This is a genomic window from Flavobacterium johnsoniae (assembly GCF_030388325.1).
In the GTDB taxonomy this organism is placed as follows: Bacteria; Bacteroidota; Bacteroidia; order Flavobacteriales; family Flavobacteriaceae; genus Flavobacterium; species Flavobacterium johnsoniae_C.
The window spans coordinates 1,311,452-1,329,361 of record NZ_CP103794.1; the positions used below are offsets into that span (position 1 = coordinate 1,311,452).

At 33.4% G+C, this 17,910-nt stretch carries 14 protein-coding genes; 9 read left to right on the forward strand and 5 right to left on the reverse strand.

The window, feature by feature from the left end; genetic code table 11:
• Positions 1–2 precede the first annotated feature (2 nt).
• From NYQ10_RS05845 to NYQ10_RS05855, 3 genes are all read left to right on the forward strand, one after another.
• Positions 3–1,070 carry an efflux RND transporter periplasmic adaptor subunit gene (locus NYQ10_RS05845; RefSeq protein WP_289879296.1) on the forward strand — a complete coding sequence of 356 codons (1,068 nt, stop codon included), beginning with the start codon at positions 3–5 and terminating at the stop codon, positions 1,068–1,070.
• A gap of 91 nt (positions 1,071–1,161) precedes the next feature.
• Positions 1,162–4,338: an efflux RND transporter permease subunit gene (locus NYQ10_RS05850; protein WP_289879297.1), complete on the forward strand. Its 3,177-nt coding sequence runs from the start codon at positions 1,162–1,164 to the stop codon at positions 4,336–4,338.
• 144 nt (positions 4,339–4,482) lie between these two features.
• Positions 4,483–5,733: a TCR/Tet family MFS transporter gene (locus tag NYQ10_RS05855; RefSeq protein WP_289879298.1), complete on the forward strand. Its 1,251-nt coding sequence runs from the start codon at positions 4,483–4,485 to the stop codon at positions 5,731–5,733.
• Positions 5,734–6,007: 274 nt separating this feature from the next.
• Here NYQ10_RS05855 and NYQ10_RS05860 read toward each other — a convergent pair whose 3' ends face one another.
• The 5 genes from NYQ10_RS05860 to NYQ10_RS05880 form a co-directional block, all read right to left on the reverse strand.
• A complete protein-coding gene (locus NYQ10_RS05860; protein WP_289879299.1) occupies positions 6,008–6,445 on the reverse strand; it encodes a retropepsin-like aspartic protease in 438 nt (145 codons plus the stop codon).
• Positions 6,405–9,056, reverse strand: coding sequence for a CHAT domain-containing protein (locus NYQ10_RS05865; RefSeq protein WP_289879300.1), 2,652 nt, complete (start codon positions 9,054–9,056; stop codon positions 6,405–6,407). Before NYQ10_RS05865 ends, NYQ10_RS05860 begins: the two co-directional genes overlap by 41 nt.
• 117 nt (positions 9,057–9,173) lie before the next feature.
• A complete protein-coding gene (locus NYQ10_RS05870; protein ID WP_289879301.1) occupies positions 9,174–11,126 on the reverse strand; it encodes a PKD domain-containing protein in 1,953 nt (650 codons plus the stop codon).
• Between the two features lie 112 nt (positions 11,127–11,238).
• Positions 11,239–12,210, reverse strand: coding sequence for a hypothetical protein (locus tag NYQ10_RS05875; RefSeq protein ID WP_289879302.1), 972 nt, complete (start codon positions 12,208–12,210; stop codon positions 11,239–11,241).
• 193 nt (positions 12,211–12,403) lie between these two features.
• A complete protein-coding gene (locus NYQ10_RS05880) occupies positions 12,404–12,703 on the reverse strand; it encodes a hypothetical protein (RefSeq protein WP_289879303.1) in 300 nt (99 codons plus the stop codon).
• 130 nt (positions 12,704–12,833) lie between these two features.
• Here NYQ10_RS05880 and NYQ10_RS05885 point away from each other — a divergent pair, with 130 nt between their 5' ends.
• From NYQ10_RS05885 to NYQ10_RS05910, 6 genes are all read left to right on the forward strand, one after another.
• Positions 12,834–13,418, forward strand: a complete 585-nt coding sequence (locus NYQ10_RS05885; RefSeq protein ID WP_289879304.1) for an RNA polymerase sigma factor — start codon at positions 12,834–12,836, stop codon at positions 13,416–13,418.
• A gap of 2 nt (positions 13,419–13,420) precedes the next feature.
• Positions 13,421–14,146: a CDC27 family protein gene (locus NYQ10_RS05890; RefSeq protein ID WP_289879305.1), complete on the forward strand. Its 726-nt coding sequence runs from the start codon at positions 13,421–13,423 to the stop codon at positions 14,144–14,146.
• A gap of 129 nt (positions 14,147–14,275) precedes the next feature.
• The gene (locus NYQ10_RS05895) at positions 14,276–14,464 is read left to right on the forward strand and encodes a hypothetical protein (RefSeq protein WP_289879306.1); all 189 of its coding nucleotides are present in this window, start codon (positions 14,276–14,278) and stop codon (positions 14,462–14,464) included.
• 313 nt (positions 14,465–14,777) lie between these two features.
• Entirely contained in the window at positions 14,778–15,557 is a 780-nt protein-coding gene (locus NYQ10_RS05900) for a TatD family hydrolase (protein WP_289879307.1), read from the forward strand.
• A gap of 63 nt (positions 15,558–15,620) precedes the next feature.
• Positions 15,621–16,757, forward strand: coding sequence for a 1-acyl-sn-glycerol-3-phosphate acyltransferase (locus NYQ10_RS05905; RefSeq protein ID WP_289879308.1), 1,137 nt, complete (start codon positions 15,621–15,623; stop codon positions 16,755–16,757).
• Positions 16,747–17,775 (forward strand): asparaginase, encoded by a 1,029-nt coding sequence (locus NYQ10_RS05910; protein ID WP_289879309.1) that lies wholly within the window; start codon positions 16,747–16,749, stop codon positions 17,773–17,775. Before NYQ10_RS05905 ends, NYQ10_RS05910 begins: the two co-directional genes overlap by 11 nt.
• The last annotated feature ends 135 nt before the right edge of the window (positions 17,776–17,910 follow it).

Here is a 17,910-nt window from a genome sequence, read left to right on the forward strand (position 1 = left end):
CAATGAAAAAAATAATTATAACAATCGTAATCATAGTCGTGGCACTTGTCGGGATTAACTTCATTCTAAATAAGAACAAGGCTGAAAATGAAGGAAAAACTGCAATTGTAGCAGAAAAAAATGCGGCGGTTTCTGTAAAAGTAGCAACAGTAAAAACAGAAGATGTGAATCTTGGTTTTACTGCAAACGGAAACTTTGCACCAATTCAAGAATTGACTTTCTCTGCTGAAAAATCTGGAAAAGTAATCAGTGTTTTAGTAAAAGAAGGTGATTATGTAAGAGTTGGACAAACACTTTTAACAGTAAGAGGTGATGTTATTAATGTAAATGCGCAACAAGCTCAAGCTGTATATCAAAATGCAAAATCAGATTACGAGAGATACTCAAATGCTTTTAAAACTGGCGGTGTTACAAAACAACAATTAGATCAGGCAAAACTGGCGATGACAAATGCTCAATCTAATTTAACACAAGCTAATATTAATGTTGGAGATACTAAAGTAAAAGCTCCAATTAACGGATACATCAACAAAAAATATGTTGAACCAGGATCTATTTTAGCTGGAATGCCTGCAACTGCTTTATTTGATATCGTAAATGTTTCTAAATTAAAATTGACTGTTACAGTAAATGAAACTCAAGTAGCAAGTTTAAAATTAGGAAATACAGTAAATATTACTGCAAGTGTTTATCCTGATAAAACTTTCTCTGGAAAAATTACTTTCATCGCTGCAAAAGCAGATGCTTCTTTAAATTTCCCTGTTGAAATTGAAATTACAAACAATGCTAACAACGACTTAAAAGCAGGTATGTACGGAACAGCAAACTTTGGTTCAAACAATCAAAAACAAAACTTAAAAGTAGTTCCTAGAAACGCTTTTGTTGGAAGTGTAAGCAGTAACGAAATTTTTGTTGTAGAAAACAATGTAGCAAAATTGAAAAAAGTTGTTGCAGGAAGAATTTTAGGTGATAAAGTTGAAATTATCAATGGTCTAAATGACGGAGAAGTTGTAATTGTTACAGGTCAAATCAACTTACAAGACGGAAATACAGTAGAAATTATTAAATAATTATTTGGCTATAAGCATTAAGCTATAGGCTATAAGCTGGTTCAAAGCTTAAAGCCTATTGCCTACAGCTTAAAGCATAAAGAAAAAATATATGAAATTAGCCGAAATATCCATTAAACGTCCGTCGTTGGTAATTGTACTGTTTACAATTCTAACTCTAGGTGGATTGTTCAGCTACAGCCAGTTAGGCTACGAGCTGATCCCAAAATTTGAAACCAACGTAATTACGGTTTCAACTGTATATCCTGGAGCTTCTCCAAGTGAGGTTGAAAATACTGTTACAAAGAAAATTGAGGATGCGATTGCATCTTTGGAAAATATTAAGAAAATTGACTCGAAATCTTATGAGAGTTTATCTGTAGTATCGATCACATTGACATCAAATGCAAATGTTGATATTTCGATGAATGATGCGCAGCGTAAAATTAATGCGATTTTAAGTGACTTGCCAGATGATGCAGATCCGCCGTCTTTGACTAAATTCTCTTTGAGTGATTTACCAATTATGACGCTTGGTGCGAATGGTAAAATGGATGAAGCAGCTTTCTACGATTTGATCGATAAAAAGATTGCTCCAATTTTATCTCGTGTACAAGGTGTTGCTCAGGTAAATATTATTGGTGGTCAAGAACGTGAGATTCAAGTAAACCTTGACGCTGTAAAAATGCAAGGTTACGGACTTTCTGTTCCTCAAGTTCAACAAACTATTTTGACTTCGAACTTGGATTTCCCTACTGGAAATATTCAAACTCGTAATCAAAAAATCTTAATTCGTTTAGCGGGTAAATATAAAAATGTTGAAGAGTTAAGAAACTTAGTAGTTTCTTCTCAAAATGGAATTCAGGTTCGTTTAGGAGATATTGCTGATGTTCAGGATACACAAAAAATCGCGGAAAAAATTGCCCGTGTAGATCAAAAAAGTGCGATTGTACTTCAAATTGTTAAGCAATCAGATGCAAATGCCGTTGCGGTAAGTGAGCAGTTAATCAAAACAATTGCAACTTTAGAGAACGATTATAAATCGGCTCAATTGAAATTGGAAGTTGCAAAAGATAGTACCGTATTTACGTTAGAAGCAGCAGATTCTGTTGTACACGATTTATTAATTGCGGTTATCTTGGTAGCATTTGTAATGTTGTTCTTCTTACACAGTATTAGAAACTCATTAATTGTAATGGTATCTATTCCTGCATCTTTAATTGCAACATTTATTGGAATTTATTTATTGGGTTACACGCTTAACTTAATGTCTTTACTTGGTTTATCTCTTGTAGTTGGTATTCTTGTGGATGACGCGATTGTGGTACTAGAGAATATTTATCGACACATGGAGATGGGTAAAAGCCGAATTCGTGCTGCTTATGACGGAACTGCCGAAATTGGTGCAACCGTAACTTCGATTACTTTAGTAATTGTGGTGGTGTTCTTGCCAATTGCAATGAGTACCGGATTGGTATCGAACATTATTACACAATTCTGTGTTACGGTAATTATATCAACGATGTTCTCATTATTGGCTTCGTTTACTATTATTCCTTGGTTATCTTCTCGTTTCGGGAAATTAGAACATATTGAAGGTAAAAACCTTTTCGGAAGAATTATTCTTGGATTCGAAAGCTATTTGACTCGTTTTACTGACTGGGTATCTAACTTACTAAACTGGTGTTTAGATCACTATATTAAAACAATTGTTGCAGTTGTCGTAATGTTTTTTGGAACAATCTTCTGGTTAATGGGAGGTGGGTATATTGGAGGAGAATTCTTCGCATCATCTGATAGTGGTGAGTTCTTAGTACAAATTGAGATGCCAAAAGATGCTTCTTTAGAACAAACCAACTTTATGACACAAAAAGCAGAAGCTTTCTTAAAAGGAGAGAAATATGTTTTCAGTCAAATTACAACTGTAGGACAAACCAGTGAAGGTTTAGGAGCTGCTCAAGCAACAGCTTACAAGGCAGAGATTGACGTTAAAATGATCGAACAAAAAGATCGTACAGATGATGCCAACGTTTACGCAGCAAAAACAAAACGTAAACTAGAGAAAATTCTAGTTGGTGCTAAAGTAAAAACAGTTCCTGTAGGTATCTTAGGAACAGCAGAAGATGCAACTTTAGGTTTGATCGTAACAGGTCCAAACGTAGAAAGCGCTATGAAATTTGCAAAATTAGCAGAAGCTGAATTACGTACAATTCCTGGAACAACTGAGATTAAATTGACAGTTGAGGACGGAAACCCAGAGATCAACGTTCAGGTAGACAGAGATAAAATGGCTGCTTTAGGATTAACGCTGCAAACTGTCGGTTTAACAATGCAGACTGCTTATAGTGGTAATACTGACGGTAAATATAGAGCTGGTGAATATGAATATGACATCAACATCAAATACAACGAATTTGATAGAAAAAATATCACAGACGTTAGTAACTTGATTTTCATAAACAACGCAGGGCAGCAGATTAAATTAAACCAATTCGCTACTATTACAGAAGGTTCTGGGCCAAGTAAATTAGAGCGTAGAGATAAAACAGCTTCTGTAACAGTACAAGGACAAAACGTTGGGGTGCCAGCAGGAACAATTGTTACACAATGGCAAGAAAAATTAGATAAACTGAAAAAACCAGTTGGGGTTAACTACATCTGGGGTGGTGACCAAGAAAACCAGTCAGAAGGTTTTGGTACTTTAGGAATTGCATTATTAGCTGCTATTATTCTGGTTTACCTTGTAATGGTTGGTTTGTATGATAGTTTCGTTCACCCTTTTGTCGTATTGTTCGCAATTCCGCTTTCGTTCATTGGGGTTTTATTCGCACTAGCGTTAACAAACAACACATTAAATATCTTTACGATTTTAGGAGTCATCATGTTGATTGGTCTGGTGTGTAAGAATGCGATCATGCTTGTCGATTATACCAATCAGCGAAGAGCGGCTGGCGAATCAATCAGAAATGCCTTGATTCAAGCAAACCACGCTCGTTTACGTCCGATCTTGATGACAACAATTGCGATGGTATTTGGTATGTTCCCGATTGCATTAGCATCTGGAGCTGGAGCAGAATGGAAAAACGGATTAGCTTGGGTAATTATTGGAGGTTTGATCTCTTCATTATTCCTTACGTTAATTGTAGTTCCTGTGATCTACGACATTATGGAGAAAATTATTAGAAAATTCTCTAAAGGAGAAAAAATCGACTACGAAGCTGAAATGGTTGCCGATTATACGCCAACAGAATTAAGCGAAGACGGTTTCAATCCGAAACACACTCATTAATAGTTTTAATTTTTGATAGTGAAATTCCGAACCCGAATTCGGAGTTTCACGATAAAAAATCCCAGATTCCTTCAATTGGAATTTGGGATTTTTTTATTCTTAATTGAAAAATATGTTTATTTGTATCTTCTTACAAATACTACTATGCTACAAAAAGATAAATCTGCAGCCATTGGTTTTATTTTCATAACCATGTTAATTGACATTACAGGATGGGGAATTATTATTCCTGTAGTACCAAAATTAATTGAAGAATTAATTCAGGGAGACATTAGTGAAGCCGCAAAAATAGGTGGTTGGTTAACTTTCGCGTATGCGATAACCCAATTTGTATTTGCTCCAGTAATTGGAAATTTGAGTGATAAATTCGGAAGAAGACCAATTATCTTAATTTCGCTTTTCGGGTTTTCATTAGATTATATTTTATTAGCATTTTCGCCTACCATTCTCTGGCTTTTTGCAGGAAGAATTATTGCAGGAATAACCGGAGCAAGCATTACAACAGCTTCTGCTTATATTGCCGATGTGAGTACGCCAGAAAATAGAGCAAAAAACTTCGGATTAATCGGCGCTGCTTTTGGATTAGGATTTATTATCGGACCTGTAATCGGAGGATTATTAGGACAGTACGGATCTAGAGTTCCGTTTTATGCCGCGGCAGTTTTGTGTATGCTGAACTTTCTTTACGGATTTTTCATTCTACCAGAATCACTTAAAAAAGAAAACCGCCGATCTTTTGATTGGAAACGTGCCAATCCTGTTGGAGCCATTTTAGGTTTGAGAAAACATCCAACTTTAATTGGTTTAATTTCTGCTATTTTTCTTTTGTACGTAGGTTCTCATGCCGTACAAAGCAACTGGAGTTTCTTCACAATTTACCAATTTAATTGGGATGAAAGAATGATTGGAATTTCATTAGGAATTATCGGTTTATTAGTAGGCGTTGTTCAAGGAGGATTAATTCGTTATATAAATCCAAAACTAGGAAACGAAAAAAGTATTTACATCGGTTTGGCTTTATACACAATCGGAATGTTATTATTTGCCTTTGCAACAGAAAGTTGGATGATGTTCGTGTTTTTAATTCCATATTGTCTTGGAGGAATTGCTGGCCCAGCCTTACAATCTGTTGTAGCAAGCAAAGTAGATCCAACCGAACAAGGAGAAATTCAGGGAACTTTAACAAGTTTAATGAGCGCTTCTTCTATTATTGGTCCACCTATGATGGCGAACACTTTTTACTTTTTTACTCACGAAGATGCACCGTTTAAATTTGCAGGTGCGCCATTTATTTTAGGAGGAGCTTTAATGTTATTGAGTACAATTGTGGCTTATTTTTCGTTGAAAAAACATGCAGTTCCAAAAGTAGAAATTGATAATCAGGAAATTGTGTAAAAATTAAAAAAGCCGTTCAGAGTTATTAGACAAACAATAATAAGCTTCGGAGAAGCGAAATATTTATAGAGATCGTATTATTATCGATAACAAAGCTCTAGCGGAGCGAAATATATTATCATTGTAAAAAGATGTCGCTCCGCTGGAGCTCTTTTAAATTTGTGAATTGAAATTTCTATAAATATTTTGCTCCGCTGGAGCAGTTAAAGAAAAAATAAGACTGTCTCAAAAATGAGATAGTCTTATTTTTTTAATTGGAATTAGGAATTTTTTTCTATTTAAGGTACAAGTAATGATTAAAATAGTCAATAATTGCTTTTCCTTCCAACAAAACATCTGCTCCAATAATGCCGTGAACAGGTTTTGCTTTAAAAGATTCTAAAGCTTCATTTACGTGTGAAAGATCAAAAATTACGATACTGAAATCTTTATTTTTCCAGCTTCCAACTTGTAGTTTATTTTGCGAAGAAATCTGTGTTGTCATTCCTGTTCCGCCCGCGCCAGAAGCTTTTGTTTTGGAGTTTTTTGCAGACAATTCGAAACGTTCAATACTTTCAAAACCAACGCAAGTATTAGATGCACCAGTGTCTAAAATGAAATTTCCAGAAATGCCATTGATTTTGGCTTTTATCTGTAAATGCTGTGTTTTGGTGATTTTAAACTTTATTTTTTTATAATTCCCTTTTTTGAGAATCTCGTGAAGATTTTCCATTTCTGTACTGATTGAATCCCAAAAATAAGCCAATTACAATCAATACACTAACAATATATGGGATATAATTTGCAGATTTTTCTTCTGTAGCAATCGAACCATAATAAACAAAAGAACTCCAATAATAAGGAGATTTTTTAGCATTCGGAATCGATTTATCATTTAAATAATCTCGTTTTGCATTTGTATTGGCTTCAAAATAAGAAACATCATTTTTAATGTTTTTATAAAAATCGGACATAAAAACCGAAGTTGTAAAATCGTTCACTTTCCATAAAGAAAAAAGCAAATTCTGCGCTCCAGCAAACTGAAAACCTCTTGCAATACTCATCGCGCCTTCTGCTTTGTACAATTTTCCAATTCCAGTTTCGCAAGCGCTTAAAACCACTAAATCTGGATTAATATGCAGATTGTACAATTCAGAATAGAAGATTTCATGATCATAAAATTTAATGCTCGCTGGAGTTTCAATATCGCCAGAAGAAGCATGCGTACTCAAATGTAAAATAGAAAAATGGGAAGCATTATTTTTAAAATTAGAAAAACTCGCTTGAGCATTTTCTAAATATTTGCCTTTAAAATTACTTTGAATTGATTCTAATTCTTTCTTCGAATAACGAAGCTCAAAAGCTGATTTTTCAAAAATAGGAAAAACGCCCAAAACCGTTTTCTCTGATTTTGAAACAGGTTTTGAATTCAAATAAATATTTGCCGAAGTATTGTAAGCGATTTTAAAATCGTTCATTAAATAATTCATTTTGGCAAAATTTGTTGTCGAAGATTCTCGGGTGATTAAAGCTTCAAAAGGAAGGAAATTTAAAATGCCGTCGGGAACAATGATGAGGTTTTGATTAACATAATTAGTAGGTAATTTTAATAAATCATAAGCTTTTTTTCCAGAATTGACATAACCTGAAATATCATTATTAATGGCATTCGCATTGTTGAAATAGTCTATAAAGTGAATAATATTATAGATTTTTCCATCTCCAAAAGAAAGGCGATTTAATGAAATACGATTATTTTGTAAAGTGAAATAATATTGATTCTCAAATCCCATAAAATAATAAACCATCATCGCTTTATCATTTTCGAGTTTCTTAAATAATGCTTTCAAATCGCATTTTTCAGAAATATAATTTGGATTTTCAGATTGGATTTTTTTAAGTGAAATTACCAATTCATTTTGTTTTTTTATGAACTGATTGATTTTCAAAATATCAGCAGAATCTCCTTTTTGCTGTTCTTTTAAAATGTTATTATTTAAATTTTGAAGTTCTTGTAAAAGCTGTTTTTCTTCTGCGGAAGCGTTTTTAATATTGGAACGATAACGTTGCAAAATTCCAGCTTTTGTACTTTCAGCCAATTGAAAAGCCTTTTCTAAATAAGCAGTTTTGCTTTCTTTTTTAAATAATCCATTATAAATCGAAATACATTTTTCGGTACGATTTCGAGATCGCAATTGCATTAAGATTTTAGAATTTTCATAAACCAAACCATTCATCAATAAATCTTCGATGTAAAAAGAAAGCTCAAAAGCTGAAATTGCCTTTTTGGGCTGATTTATTCTTAAAGTTTCTCCGCACAAATCAAGCGCATCAACTAAAACAGTTTCTGCATACAATTGATTTTGTTTTGGAAGAATATCTTTCGAATTATAATTTGGAATCAATGTTTTAAAAACAACTGAAATTTGCTCTCTGCTTTCGTCATATTTTCTTTCGTCAAAAAGAAGTAAAGCCTTTTCGTAATATAATTTGGCTAACTTTCGAGGCTGCTGATTTGTAGTTTGTAAAAATAATTTTTCAGCTTTTTCCAGATAATAATTTGCGGTTTCAAAATTCTGTCTTTGACGGTTTAACGTTGCCAAATTTCGATATGAATTTGATAAAGTTTTCGACTGATTTTTTTCGTTTTCAAGAAGTTTGATAGAAGATTCAAATGCTTTTGTAGCGCTTTGATGAATTTCTGGTCTCATTAAGTTTCCAGTTGAGCTCAATAAATAATTATTCCCCAGATTATTCCATAAAATTCCCTTTTGCAAATTGGATAATTTTTCTGTTTTTAAAGTCTTTTCTAAAAGTTCAATTGCCAAAGAAATTTTTCCAGAACTCTGATATACATTAGATAAATTTAGAATTGCGGCAAACTTTTGGTTTTGTGCATCAGGATAATTTTTGGAAGTATTGACAATAAAAAAATACTGTTTTATGGTATTTTCTGCGCTGTCATAGTCGCCTGAAACAGTATATAAATTACCAAGTGGTTTTAAGCAAAATTCAACAATATCATAATTTGAAAGCCTGTTTTTCTGATATATTTGCCAAGCTTTTTCATAACTCGAAATAGCATTTTGAGTTTGCCCAAACTGATTTTCGTAATAAGCCTTATTGCAATTTAAAATAACAATCGCCAATAATTCTTCTTTTGTTTTTGGTTTTGCACTTTTCCAAAACACACTTTCAGTATTTCTTAAATTTTGTAACGCTTTCGCGGAAGGGCTTGCGGTAAAACTATCAACAGCATTATATATTTTATCCTCCTGACTTTGTCCAAAAACATTCAGACTCAGGAAAAGGAAAATAAAACCATATAAGTGATATAAGTTCATATTAAGCTGTTTTTTTATTTCACAGAGATTCACAAAGTTTTTTTCGCAAAGATTCGCAAAGTAAAAATAGCTTTGTGTATCTCTGTGCAACCTTTGTGCATCTTTGTGTTATAATCCCTAAAACTTCCAAATTCCATAAACCTGAAAATAATTAAAATTCTGTTCAAAATTAATTACATAACGCGCGCCCAAACTCGGACCAATTCTCGCAAAACCTGCTGTTAAATCAAATAAAAGACCCGTTTTTACATCTGTAAAACTGTTTTTTATTTTATCAGAACTTGTTGTCGAACTAATCAAGAAGTTTTCTTTATCACCTTCGTATAAATCTATTTGAACACTTTGATTTTGCTCAGAAGAAACATTGATATTCGCCTGAATTCCCGCACCAATTCCAATGTAATTGTTAATGTTATAACGAATTAAAACAGGCACTTCCCAATTGATGTTTTTATTTTCAATATTTGTTGTTGTACGCTGCAGTTGCCTCGTTCCGTTGGCATTTGTTGCAAATTGATCAACAACATTTGTTGCGCTATTATATTGATTTAAAGAATTTACCCATTCGACCTGCCAATAAAAACGATATGATTTAAAAGGCGAAAGCGTTGCACCCACAAAATAACTTGTCGATTTATCCAAATCAGTATAAAAATTATAGCCCGCTTTTGCGCCAATCGAAATTCCGGGCATAAATCGGGTAGTGGCGTAATTGGTAATTATCGGTTCGTTTTTATCAAAAATGATTGCCGTTCGGCTTTTGGTTTTTACTTTATGAAAATCTTCTCCAAACTTCATCGAGTATTTTACAAAACCTTTTGTAGAATCTTTTTCGTGAACATTTTTCTGTTCGCTTCCAGGCAGATAAATATTTTTGAAAGTAAAAATAATCTGTTTTTGTTTGATAATCGTATCAAGACAACTCACCGTTGCTTCTTCGCCTTTTGGACAAATTGGACATTCTGGATACATACTTTCTATCTGAAACGTTTTTTTGTCGAACATATCTGGAACATCGGTCTCTAAACGAATTTTTCTTGCTGGACCTTCACCATTATTTTGAAAACGAGTTTTAAAATTAACTCTTTTAAAACGTACCAATCTATAATTCATAAAACGCCCGTTTGATCCCATTTTGTTCGGATCGTGAGACGTTACGATTTCCATTTCCAGATTTTTTACTTTATGGTTTTTATAACTTCTGTTGGGAACAAAAATACCGCGCATGGTAACCGTTGCGCTGGTATCTTTTATCATTTCTGGAGTGGTTTTGAAAGTGTAAAAAACATTACGAGTTTCTCCTGGATTAGCATCATCAAATTCTAAAACAGAAACATTGTGATAAGTTTTGTTGGCATCTAAAAGCGAAGCGTCAAGATCTTCTTCGGTTGTCGTATTTCGGTATTTTTTGGTTTTGAAATTCCCTTCGGCGGAAGCCAGAAAATTATTTGAATCATTCAAATCATCAACTGAAGCGACTAAGTTTTCTTTTACTTCACGTTCGCCTGCATACGTTCTAAAATCACTTAATTCAAAGTTATTGTGTTTGAATTGCTTTTCATTATAAAATAAATAAAGCTTTCCGCTCGAGACATAATTTTCTAGATTTTGATAACTCACTACAACTACCATTTCTTGTTCTGGAATAGGATCACAGTTCTTAATAATCGCAAAACCATTCTGATCTGCAATCGAAGCAATGTCTTTATAATTGTTGTCTGTAATATCATTTACAGCCACTTTTTTAGGACGCGTTGCAGGTGGTTTTCCATTGTCGTAATTATTCGTTACGGCAAGTCTAGTGGTATAAGTTCCCTTGTTTTTGTAAACGTGTTTTGGTTCTGCTTCTTTGCTGTAATGCCCGTCGCCCAATTCCCATAAATAGGAATAACTTGGTTTTGGCGCACCCGCAATCGGAATCAAAGGCGGCGTTTCGGGTTTATAAGAAACCTGATTTCCGTTTTGAATAAAACTGATATTCGCTCTTCGGGTTATGGTGTCTTTTACTTTGGTTTGTCCAATAGCGTAGATGCTGAATAAAATAAAGAAAATAGACAGTTGTGGTTTCATAACGAGATAGTTTTGGGATTCTAAAATGATCAAAATCAATTTAAAACGTGATTAAATGTAAAAAAAAGTGATGAGCAAATCATCACTTCTTCTCAAAAAAAGCATTTGTAAGTTACTGAATGGCATTAATTGCAGCAACCAATTGAGCTTCTGTACCGACTGTTGTTTCGGCTAGTGCAAAGGTATAAACAGCATTTGCAGTTGTAGTTACTCCTTTTATTGCATAACGCCAGTTCCCGTTGTCTTCAGTTGCGAAAATAATGTGACAAGCAAGTCCAACTGGAATTTGACCGTAGTGTTCGCTAAATAATCCTTCGGCAGTATAAGTGTCTAATTTAGCCAAAGCATTATTTCCTTCGCCATCATAAGAAAGATAAACAGCACTATTTGTGTTATCGTAACCTTCAGGAACATCAACTAAAATCGTTGTTTTTGGTCTCGGATCGCTGTAAAAACGGTCTACGTTTGTCCAACCAAAATTTCCAAAAGTTACATAATAGTTGTTTCCTTCACCTTGTACACCGCCTTTTCCGTCTGCGCCTCTCGCATCTTTCCACGCCAATTCGCCATCTTCATCAATAACTCCAGTCCATAAAGTCATTAAGTTATCAAAACCATTTGTTAGAGCAGTTGGAACAATCATGTTCATACTGCATGAGGTTTGCAATTCGACTCCCCCCTGAGTTGCTTTGATGAAGAATTCACCACCAGAAATTAAAAGGTTTTTCTTTCCGTCAGGCATAATTCCCATTGTTGGTTTGTTGGTAACCAACATATTTCCTTTGTCAAAAAGTTCTACAAATTCAATATCAACTTGACCTGTTACTGCATTTCCGTTTTTTGTTAAACAGTCTCCGTTAATGTAAAGCTTTACACCCTTTGCTGACGTTAGGGTGACAACACCGTTTCCGGCCGTCATAGTAAAATTTTGAGTATTTCTTTTCAAACCTTTTTCACTAATGCTTTTAAAAGCAGCTGCCGTTGGAGGAGAAAGTTTAATATCGTCGCCATCTGTATTATCGCAGCTTGCGAAAGTTGTCATTGCTAGTATTAAAAGTCCGATTTTTTTAAAATTTGTTTTCATAATTTCTAGTTTTTATAAATCTGGCTTGATTGTTTTCAAGTAGTTTTTCAGATTTGGTTATTAATTATAGGATTAAATCAATTTGGGGTTTATTTTGTTACCCCTGTTTTCAAAAAATAATTTTTAAAGGCTTTTATATCGTTATATCAATTGTGTTAAAAATTTTTTACCCCTGTTTTCTGATTTTTTTTATTTAAGCTGAAAGACATTTATCTTCAAACAGATTTCCATCTTCGTCAACGGCGACTAAAATGTCTTTTTTGCGAGAGAAATTTAAAATCAGATAAATCCAAAAGAAAATCCAAAAACCTAAAGTCATTAAAGTGATGAATAAATGGAGCGCGTGATTTATTTCTTTTTTTTCTTTAGATAAAACCACATAAGGCAGTTTCTCATTATGCTCTGTAATCGTAAAACCATTTCGTGTTTTGGCTGCGATTATTTCGTAAAATCTATCTAGATTTTTTTCGTTTGTTAAGGAGTAACTTTTCATTTCTTTTAATTTTTTAAGAGTTTTTAAAAGACTTTTATTTTGATAGATACAATTGAATGCAATATTGTTACCTCTTGTTTTTGAAATTTTTTGAGATACTTTTTTTAAATTAGCTGTAAAATGTCTTTTTATGAGTCAAAATAAAATTCATCCTGATCAGAAATATATCGACGGACTTGCCGCAAACGATTCGGTTGTTATAGAGATGATATACAAGAAGTTTGCTCCAAAAGCAGTTCAGTTTATAACCAATAATTCGGGCGATAAAGATCAAGCGCAAGATGTCATTCAAGAAGTCTTAATCTTGCTTTTTAATCAGGCGAAAGCCAATAAACTGCAATTAACTTGTCCGTTTGATGCTTACTTTTTTCTTCTTTGCAAAAGACGCTGGCTAAACGAATTAAAAAAATCATCCAACAAAGGGGTAACAATTTATGAGAATGTAGTATCTATCAATGAATCTGCTCACGAACTGATCGGACAAGCGGAAGAATTTGATGAAAAACAGAAACTTTTTGATACCATGTTTCAAAAACTGGGAGAAAAATGTCAAGAAGTTTTAAAACTCAGTTTTACGTTAAAATCGATGGAAGAAGTGGCCGAAAAACTTAATGTAACTTATGGTTATGTTAGAAAAAAGAAATCATTGTGCGTAGGACAGCTGACGGAGTGGATTCAGGAAGCGAAAAATTTTAACTCTTTAAAAAACAATTAGTCATGAACGAAGAACGCTATATATTATTTGACCAGTATCTTCAAGGCGAACTGACCGTTGATGAAAAAAACAATTTTGAGAAACAATTGGCTGAAGATGCAGAATTTGCCTCAGCATTTGAAAGTTTCAAAGAAATGCATTTTCAATTGGAAAATAAATTCGGACAAGAAGCAGAACGCGAAATTTTTACCGAAAATCTTACTCGAATTTCAGACAAATATTTCCATAAAAAGAAAACCAAAGTCGTTTCGCTTAAGCCGTGGTATTTTGCAGCGGCGGCTTCTGTCGCCATAATGTTCGGATTGTTTTTCTTCGATTATAATCATTATCCAAATTTTGAAGATTATAATCATCCAGAAAGCGCTTATTTTACTGAAAGAGGCGTTTCTGAAGAAACTTTGAAAAAAGCCGAAGATAATTTTAATGGAAAAAGATATGAAAAGGCAATTCCGCTTTTTGAAAGTATTTTAAAGGAAAACAATTCACCAGAAATTCAGTATTTCTATGGCATTTCATTATTGCAAGTTGGAAAATATGTAAAAGCAGAAGACATTTTTAAAGAACTAGAAACTGGAAATTCTGTCTACAAAGAAAAGGCAAAATGGAACTTGGCTTTATCAAAATTGAAACAAGGAAAATACGCAGAATGTAAAGAAGTTTTGCAGACTATTTCTCAAGATTATGAAGATTATGATGAAGTAGAACGCCTTTTAGAAGAACTAGAATGATTTAATATTTTAAAAAAATTTTATCCCATTGTGGAAAACCTCAATCGAATTTGGAATTTTAGTTCTAAATTCGATTTTCTTTTTAAAAGAATTGTCCCAAAACAATTGAAACTTAACCGAAATAAACTGATGCAAAAAATTATTTTATTAATTCTCATTTTGATGTCTCAAGTGATTTTTAGTGCAGCTAAAAATACCGAAATCCAAAGAATTGGCATCATTCCTGATATAGAAATAAAGCCAACAATCAAAGGAATTCAAGAAGGCAAAGACGAAGTTTTAGATCGCGCTTTGTTGTTTATTGAAACTGGAAAATAATTTATTAATTCAAATTTATCATCTCAAGGAACGAAGGATCACACTAGTTAATTCGCGGAAAAAATGGGGGTTTTCTTTGTGAAGCTTCTAGTGAGGTTCTTCGTTCCTTAGGCTGATAAAAAATACAGCAACCTTTGTCAAAGTTTCAAACTTTGACAAAGGTTTTTTCTTTTTTAGAGATCAAACTAAAAAGAAAAATCTGTTTTATCAGCGTTTTCACGAAGAGAATCCGTGTCATCCGCGTCCCGTAATCTCTACAAAATTGGTATTCTTTTAATATTGTCGTAATTTTGACAGCTTTAAAATTATATCATTGAATTCAACACCAATTATTACCGATACTCACACGCATTTATATTCTGAAGAATTTGATCAGGATCGTGACGAAATGATACAGCGCGCTATTGATGCCGGAATTACACGTTTTTTTATTCCTGCAATCGATGCTGCGGCAACGCAATCTATGTACGATTTAGAAAAAAATTACCCCGAAAATGTATTCTTAATGATGGGTTTGCATCCCACTTACGTGAAAGATAATTATCAGGATGAATTACACCATGTTGAAACTGAATTGTCTAAAAGAAAATTCTACGCTGTTGGAGAAATCGGAATCGATTTGTATTGGGATAAAACACATTTAAAAGAACAGCAAATTGCTTTTAAAAAACAGATTCAGCTGGCAAAACAATACAAATTACCTATTGTAATTCATTGTAGAGAAGCATTTGATGAAATCTTCGAAGTTTTAGAAGAAGAAAAATCTGAAGATTTATTTGGGATTTTTCATTGTTTTTCAGGAACTTTATTACAAGCGCAGCAAGCCATTTCTTATAACATGAAACTAGGAATTGGTGGCGTTGTAACTTTTAAGAACGGAAAAATTGATCAGTTTTTAAATCAAATTGATTTGAAACATATCGTTTTGGAGACAGATTCGCCTTATTTAGCGCCAATTCCGTACAGAGGAAAACGAAATGAAAGCAGTTATTTAGTCAATGTAATTGCGAAATTAAGCGATATTTATGGTATTTCTGTAGAAGAAATAGCAGCAATAACAACACAAAATTCAAAAGACGTTTTTGGGATTTAACCCACGCCTTACAAAACTTTAATTTTTTTTTTGTTCTTTTGCCCACTTAAACCCAAATAAATAATGCAGAGATTTGATGCCATTCGACCGTTTTATGATTCCGAAATAAATGAAGCCCTTCATGATGTTGTAAATCATCCTATGATGAAAACCATGATGAACTTTACTTTTCCGGAAGTAGAAGATGAGGTTTGGAAGGAACAATTGAAGAAAACACATTCTATTCGTGATTTTCAATGCAATTTTATTTACAATACAATTCAAAAAGTCTTAGAAAAAAGTTCTGAAGGTTTAACAACTTCAGGTTTTGAAAAACTAGAACCTAATACTTCATATTTGTTTATCTCAAATCATAGAGATATTCTTTTAGATACCACTTTACTTAATGTTTGTTTGTTCGAACACGGTTTAGTAATGACTGCTTCTGCAATTGGAGATAATTTAGTGAAAAAAGCTTTCTTGGCAACTTTAGCAAAATTAAATAGAAACTTTTTGGTTTTAAGAGGATTAACACCTCGTGAAATGTTGCAAAGTTCTAAACTGCTTGCAGAATATATGGGACAATTATTGCTTCGCGAAAATCGTTCGGTTTGGATTGCTCAAAGAGAAGGAAGAACAAAAGACGGAAACGACGAAACCAATCCAGGCGTTTTAAAAATGATAGGAATGGGTTCTGATGAAGAAAATCTAATGGATTATTTTAAGAAATTAAAAATTGTTCCAGTTTCTATTTCTTATGAATATGATCCAACGGATGTTTTGAAAATGCCACAATTAATGGCAGAAGCAAACAACGAAGTTTACGTAAAAGATAAAAACGAAGATTTCATGACCATTTTAAGTGGAATTATGGGAACTAAAAAAAGAATCCATATTTCTGTAGGTGATGTTTTAGATACAGAAATCGATCAGATTGTGGCTGAAAACGACAATGTAAATAAACAAGTTCAGGCTTTGGCGCAAACAATTGATGATGTTATTTTGAAAAACTATCAATTGTGGCCAACTAATTTTATTGCTTACGATATTTTAAACGAAACAAACCGTTTTGCTGATAAGTATAAAGAAAGCGAGAAATCACTTTTTGAACGTCGTTTAGAAATGAGAATCGGAAGCGATAATCCTATTACCAGACAAGGATTTTTGGCAATGTACGCCAATCCTGTTGTCAATAAATTGAAATACCAAGATGTCATCTAAAGCAAAAATACTATTGATTTATACCGGAGGAACCATCGGTATGAGCAAAGACTTTGAAACTGGAGCGCTTAAAGCCTTCAACTTTGGTAAATTAATTCAGAAAATTCCAGAAATCAAACAATTGGATTGCGAAATCGAATCAATTTCATTCGAACATCCAATTGATTCTTCTAATATGAATCCTCAAATGTGGACAAAAATCGCCACTATTATTGAGGAAAATTATACTTCTTTTGACGGATTTGTGGTTCTTCACGGCTCAGATACCATGTCTTATTCGGCCTCGGCTTTGAGTTTTATGCTCGAAAATTTAGCAAAACCAGTTGTATTTACAGGTTCGCAATTGCCAATTGGAGATTTGCGTACCGATGCAAAAGAAAACCTGATTACAGCGATTCAGATTGCATCACTTTTAGAAAATGGAAAACCAGTTATCACAGAAGTTTGTTTGTATTTTGAATACAAATTATACCGCGGAAATAGAACTTCCAAAGTAAATGCAGAACATTTTAGAGCTTTTACAGCGCCAAATTATCCTGAATTGGTAGAATCGGGAGTTCATTTAAAATTAAATAAACATTTATTTCTTCCTGTAAATAAAGATGCAAAACTTATCGTTCATAAAAATTTAGATAATCATGTTGCGTTTATCAAAATGTTTCCTGGAATGAGCGAAATCGTTTTGGCTTCAATTCTTGAAACTAAAGGTTTAAGAGGAATTATTCTCGAAACTTACGGTTCTGGAAATGCACCAACGGAAGATTGGTTTTTAAACTTAATCGAAAAAGCCATCAAATCTGGAATGCACATTGTAAACGTAACACAATGCTCAGGCGGAAGCGTCAACATGGGACAATACGAAACCAGTACGGCTTTAAAATCTCTTGGAGTTATTTCTGGAAAAGATATTACTACAGAAGCCGCAATTACAAAACTGATGTATTTGCTTGGGCACGATATTCCGCAAAACGAGTTTAAAGATATTTTTGAAACTGCTTTGAGAGGGGAGATTTCGTAATTAACTTTAATTAAGCATACACACAATCTTGTCATTTCGAGGAACGAGAAATCTTCGTTAGAAGCTCGACAAAGTTTGGTGCTTTTTGGTACGGAGTTACTTGCGAAGATTTCTCGTTCCTCGAAATGACAAGAT

Excerpts from the sequence above, each read along its gene's own strand:
- NYQ10_RS05845 (WP_289879296.1), top strand. The coding sequence starts at position 3 with ATGAAAAAAATAATTATAACAATCGTAATCATAGTCGTGGCACTTGTC.
- NYQ10_RS05850 (WP_289879297.1), top strand. The coding sequence starts at position 1,162 with ATGAAATTAGCCGAAATATCCATTAAACGTCCGTCGTTGGTAATTGTA.
- NYQ10_RS05855 (WP_289879298.1), top strand. The coding sequence starts at position 4,483 with ATGCTACAAAAAGATAAATCTGCAGCCATTGGTTTTATTTTCATAACC.
- NYQ10_RS05860 (WP_289879299.1), bottom strand. The coding sequence starts at position 6,445 with ATGGAAAATCTTCACGAGATTCTCAAAAAAGGGAATTATAAAAAAATA.
- NYQ10_RS05865 (WP_289879300.1), bottom strand. The coding sequence starts at position 9,056 with ATGAACTTATATCACTTATATGGTTTTATTTTCCTTTTCCTGAGTCTG.
- NYQ10_RS05870 (WP_289879301.1), bottom strand. The coding sequence starts at position 11,126 with ATGAAACCACAACTGTCTATTTTCTTTATTTTATTCAGCATCTACGCT.
- NYQ10_RS05875 (WP_289879302.1), bottom strand. The coding sequence starts at position 12,210 with ATGAAAACAAATTTTAAAAAAATCGGACTTTTAATACTAGCAATGACA.
- NYQ10_RS05880 (WP_289879303.1), bottom strand. The coding sequence starts at position 12,703 with ATGAAAAGTTACTCCTTAACAAACGAAAAAAATCTAGATAGATTTTAC.
- NYQ10_RS05885 (WP_289879304.1), top strand. The coding sequence starts at position 12,834 with ATGAGTCAAAATAAAATTCATCCTGATCAGAAATATATCGACGGACTT.
- NYQ10_RS05890 (WP_289879305.1), top strand. The coding sequence starts at position 13,421 with ATGAACGAAGAACGCTATATATTATTTGACCAGTATCTTCAAGGCGAA.
- NYQ10_RS05895 (WP_289879306.1), top strand. The coding sequence starts at position 14,276 with ATGCAAAAAATTATTTTATTAATTCTCATTTTGATGTCTCAAGTGATT.
- NYQ10_RS05905 (WP_289879308.1), top strand. The coding sequence starts at position 15,621 with ATGCAGAGATTTGATGCCATTCGACCGTTTTATGATTCCGAAATAAAT.
- NYQ10_RS05910 (WP_289879309.1), top strand. The coding sequence starts at position 16,747 with ATGTCATCTAAAGCAAAAATACTATTGATTTATACCGGAGGAACCATC.